Source organism: Sulfurovum sp. (assembly GCF_041562805.1).
Classification (GTDB): domain Bacteria; phylum Campylobacterota; class Campylobacteria; order Campylobacterales; family Sulfurovaceae; genus Sulfurovum.
This window is the reverse complement of record NZ_JBFFOH010000176.1, coordinates 1-4,719: the sequence shown is the minus strand read 5'-3', so window position 1 is coordinate 4,719 and position 4,719 is coordinate 1. Positions and strand designations below refer to the sequence as shown.

Here is a 4,719-nt window from a genome sequence, read left to right as displayed (position 1 = left end):
TGCAAAGCCAAGTCATTTTCACAGAACCCGTTGGTGACAACACCATACTTGGGAAACAGAGCACTGCTGATGACTTTGTCGCCCTGATACGTTACGCGATGCCTGAAGACGATGAAGCATCTGATCGCTGGAAAGCATCCAGAGACAACAATATTATCGTATACAGGGTTTCAAAAAACACTCTGCCCTTCACCGCCTTTCCGACACCGGAGTATACAGAAAAAATAACCGTCGACGAATCAGACTATAACACTTCACTTGTAGAACTGACGACACTGCTGGCAACGCATCTGCAGATGACAACGGGACTTCCTGTGGAAAGCAAGAAGATGCTTACCAGCGAAACCGATATGGAGACCGGAGAATTGGCAGGTTTGGTTGGACAAGAGTGCATTGAAGAAGGTTCCATATGTCTGGCGGACAATCAGGATACGGATGCGTACCGATTCGGGTTTGTCGGCTTGCTTAAGGATAACCAACCCGTTATCGTAACCGGCGTGAACCATACGCTCAATGATGCGGCGACCTATATCAGTCTAGGCGTTTATAACATGAAAGGTTTCTACGGTATAGACAGCATCTCACAAAGCAATGTCGATGTAACAGGATTTGATAAGGGAAATTTGACAGGTTCCGCTGAAGCCGTTCTACGGGCATACGGTCTGTATGAGAAAGCCTCGCAACGGCTCAAGGATCAGCTGCCGATGCTTTATACTGCGGTTGTATCAAGAACATGCGAAACATCTTTAGGTAACTATTGTGTAGAGATCAATACGACCGAGGTGCCGTTGCGATATCCTCTGGGCATAACACAGCGTGCCTACATAAAACCCGGATCAACATCTGGCGCCAACCCGAACGCACTGCTTTCGCCATATGTCATCCAAGTCAACGAATAAAGAAGGGAAGCCTCATAGCTCTTTTTGCTCCAACTTTAAAAGTTGGAGTGTATACCCGCCACCAATCTAATTAAACACTCAAAACCACCGATAGATGGTACAAAAGAGGAAAATACCGATGCTGAAACCATTGCGCTTCCCTTCTCCTTTTTATCTTTAAGCTCCAAGCAGCCTACACCTACGATTCTCAGCAAACTGATACTGTACCTTTACATAAATATTACTATGAAAACCTCATAAAGTTATATATTTTATAAGGTTTTAAAAAAAGCAATTAAAAATATAATCTCCTATAGAGATAGAATTTCTATCTTTATACAATCGAATCTTCACTTATGAAGACAATAACAATTTTGATAAGAAGATATTTATCTCAGTATCAGATCTTGCAAAATGTAATAAGCTAGATATTGGTGATAAGAGCTAAAGAATAGATTACTATATTCATACCCAATACAAGCAGCATAAATTCTTTGTCATTTTTACACCAATTACTAAAAGTCCCTTTTACTTTTGTTATATCACTGCCTTTAGTACTTTTTATTTGCTGTATTATGTCAAACAATAATAACATTTATATAATACTACCCTCACACCTCTACATGAAGTATAGTCTCATCCTTAGTGATAGTTCTGGAAAGTTTTTATTTTAGAAAATAATTTGATTATTAAGAAGAATTGACTAGAAGAAGTGGGACAAAGCCCACTTCAATATAATGAAGTTAAGTTTTTATAACTTATTCTTTAGTGATTGCCCAAGTACCGTCACCATCTTCAGCTTCTGAGTGCTGGATGCTAACATATAGTGTCTCTGGATCAGTTGGACTGAAATAGATTCCTGAACCTTCTGCACCTGGATCAGTTAAAGATGCAAATAATTTCACTGATTTAGAAGCACCATACTCATTTGTTTGAGTTGATGCGAACCAAATATCTGATGGCTTGTTGTCCTCAACCATTACTAACTCACCGTTTGGTGCTTTAGCCAAGTTATCTACACTGTCAAAACCAGTCTGATGACCATCTTCACCAGGTTTGCCCATTTCTACTGGTACATTCACGCCAGCTTTAACAAAGTTAGTTACCTTCATAGTTTCAAGATCAATCGCTAATACACGACCTTCATAATACTCTTTACCATATTCGTCACGTGGTCCTTCAGTTACCGCTGCATAAAGAATACCATCAATAATTTCTAAATCTTCAGGACGCTGATAACTAGCACCACCCTTTTTGGTACCTGCTTCACGAGCAGTTTCTGGATCGATTGGCCCTAACCATGCTCCTTGACCAGTTCCATCACGGTTACCTTCTGGAAAACCAAGAACAAAAAGTTCACCTGCTGAAAGATCACCATAAGTTGCAGGTACAAATTTGTAGATACCACCACCACAAGGGATCATAGTTTCTCCTGTTACAGAATCAGTACAACCTGATGTACGACCACGGTGTTCATCAACTACATAAACATTGCCATCTTTATCAAGCTGAATACCTTCATGTGCAAGACGACCTACTGCTGGACGCTCAATAACAGTTCCTGAAATCATATTGTCATTAAGGATAAGCTCAAAGAAAGAACCACCAGTTGTTTCTTCAGCAAATACAACTGTTCCCCATGGTGTCCAATCGATACCATCAAGTGCAGTATACTCTGTAGATTGAGCGATGATTGAGCTGGCACCAGTCTCCAAATCAACAACAGATACGGTACCACCGATAGAGTCAACTACATCATCACCACGACCTAAACGAACCTCATGTGTACGGTACATGTATCGACCAGCATTTTTACCAGTCTCATTTACTACGTTCATATCATGCCAGTCATCACGACCATCAGGATAGATGTTCAAATCTGTTTCATCAGAAACAACTCTTTGAGTATAACCTTCTGGTAGTTTCCATGGTGCAGAAGCATCCCATTCATCTGAGTTCGCAGATAGTGTCAGTGGTGTATATTTTGTAAAATCTTTAAGTTTGCCATAACCATTACCGTTATTGTCTTTAGCACTAGCTACTGTTAATGATAGAGCAATAGCACCTGCACATATAACACTCATGTGAATTATTTTTTTCATTCTTTATCCTTTTTGTTTGTTTTGACGTCTCAATCTTAAGATTCATTCGTAACAATTTGATAACATTTTTATTACAATATGGATACTAAAATTCATAGTTGAGATTAGTGTGGTTTGTGATTAAATTTTTGCATTTTGTACCTTAAAAAAGAAGTTTTAGTAGTTTTTATAATCCGAAGGTCAATCATTAAAAATGGAAACCTTATAATCTAACATATTTTATAACGTTTACCGCAGTAGCGACGTTTAAGGACTATAAATCTGTACCCTTCAATAGAAAACCTTATAAAATGTTCTATATAGGAGGTTTTATAATGAATTATGACTCTTTCCATCTGTCCTACTGTTGTTTTTCATGGGGAGATGGGGATAGTACAAAAAAGGCTTATTTATACCATTCACAGATTACCCTCATAACAATGTTTAGATATACTTGCATCATAAAAATAAGATAAGTTCGATCAAAGACAATAGTTTGAAACTGTTGATGTATATAAACTAAAAAAAACAGTAAAAGGATTACCCATTGCAGTACGACAACATAGTATTGATAGGCTTTATGGGAAGTGGTAAAACCAGTGTGGGTAAAGCGCTTGCAAGGCAACTATATAAAAACTTTGTGGATGTTGATACTGTTATTGAAGCAGAACAGAACAGTAGTATTACTGATATTTTTGAAAATAAGGGGGAAGAGTATTTTCGCTCTCTTGAACAAAAATGTATTAATGAACTCACTCAAAAGACGGGTCAGATCATTGCTACAGGAGGTGGATTGCCTATATACAGTGCTATACCGGAAAAGTCTCTTATTATCAACATAGATGCCGACTTTGATGTGATACTGGAGCGCTTGTCAGCGAAAGAACGTAACAAACGGCCTTTACTTCAAGATGAATCTGGGGCCAGAGCCTTGTTCGACCAGCGTATAGATACCTATAGGGAACTGGCACAATTCAGTGTTGATGCCAATCAAAAGATACCGGTTTTTATACATCTCATATATGATTTTATTTTAGATCAGAGAGTTTTGTAGCTTCCATCATGAAAATAAGACTAGGTACATTTAATCTTTTTCAATTTGTAGAGCCTCCCTACTCCTGGTATACAAAAAAAGACAAGTTCAATCAAAAACAATGGCTTGAAAAGACTACATGGATAAAGAATCAAATAGTAAAAATGGATTGTGACATTATTGGCTTTCAGGAAGTATTTTCGAGAAAGGCTTTAAGAAATCTTGTCAAAGACTTAGGTTTTAAATATTTTAAAATTGTTGATGTAGCAAAACTAAGTAAAAATAACAGATATAAATATGTTACTACTACCGTTGCCATTGCTTCAAAATACCCCATATCAAACATACAGGTAGTAGAAGTACATCTACCTAGCATTGAGAAACACAACTTTGGAAATGACCATAAAGACCCTTTCAAATTTTCAAGGATACCTATAAAAGCAACGATAACACTTCCTAACGAAAAAGAACTTTTAGTGTATGTATGCCACTTAAAATCAAATAGACTCAATGAATTTGAATATGTATTTAATGAACACCATAGTTTGGAGCATAAAAAAGAATTAGTACTAAAAGCTTTAGAAGGTACAGGTTCTAAAGCTTTAAAACAAAGGTTATGTGAGGCATCTTCACTTTTTTATGATATAAAACAATACAAAAATACACCCACAGTTCTCATGTGTGATTTAAATGATAAAGAGTTTTCACTGACCATTGATACATTATC

At 37.2% G+C, this 4,719-nt stretch carries 4 protein-coding genes; 3 read left to right on the top strand and 1 reads right to left on the bottom strand.

Going from position 1 to position 4,719, the window contains the following annotated elements:
• Positions 1-899: hypothetical protein (locus ABYK33_RS13825; RefSeq protein ID WP_373033866.1), on the top strand; the 899-nt coding region annotated here is incomplete at its 5' end.
• 737 nt (positions 900-1,636) lie between these two features.
• Here ABYK33_RS13825 and ABYK33_RS13820 read toward each other — a convergent pair.
• The gene (locus tag ABYK33_RS13820; protein ID WP_373033865.1) at positions 1,637-2,980 is read right to left on the bottom strand and encodes an alkaline phosphatase PhoX; all 1,344 of its coding nucleotides are present in this window, start codon (positions 2,978-2,980) and stop codon (positions 1,637-1,639) included.
• Positions 2,981-3,506: 526 nt separating this feature from the next.
• On the opposite strand from ABYK33_RS13820, the gene ABYK33_RS13815 reads away from it, so the two are divergent.
• Together ABYK33_RS13815 and ABYK33_RS13810 are read left to right on the top strand one after the other, a co-directional pair.
• Positions 3,507-4,013 carry a shikimate kinase gene (locus ABYK33_RS13815; protein WP_373033863.1) on the top strand — a complete coding sequence of 169 codons (507 nt, stop codon included), beginning with the start codon at positions 3,507-3,509 and terminating at the stop codon, positions 4,011-4,013.
• An 8-nt stretch (positions 4,014-4,021) separates the two neighbouring features.
• Positions 4,022-4,719 (top strand): endonuclease (locus ABYK33_RS13810; RefSeq protein WP_373033862.1); only part of this gene is annotated, 698 nt, incomplete at its 3' end.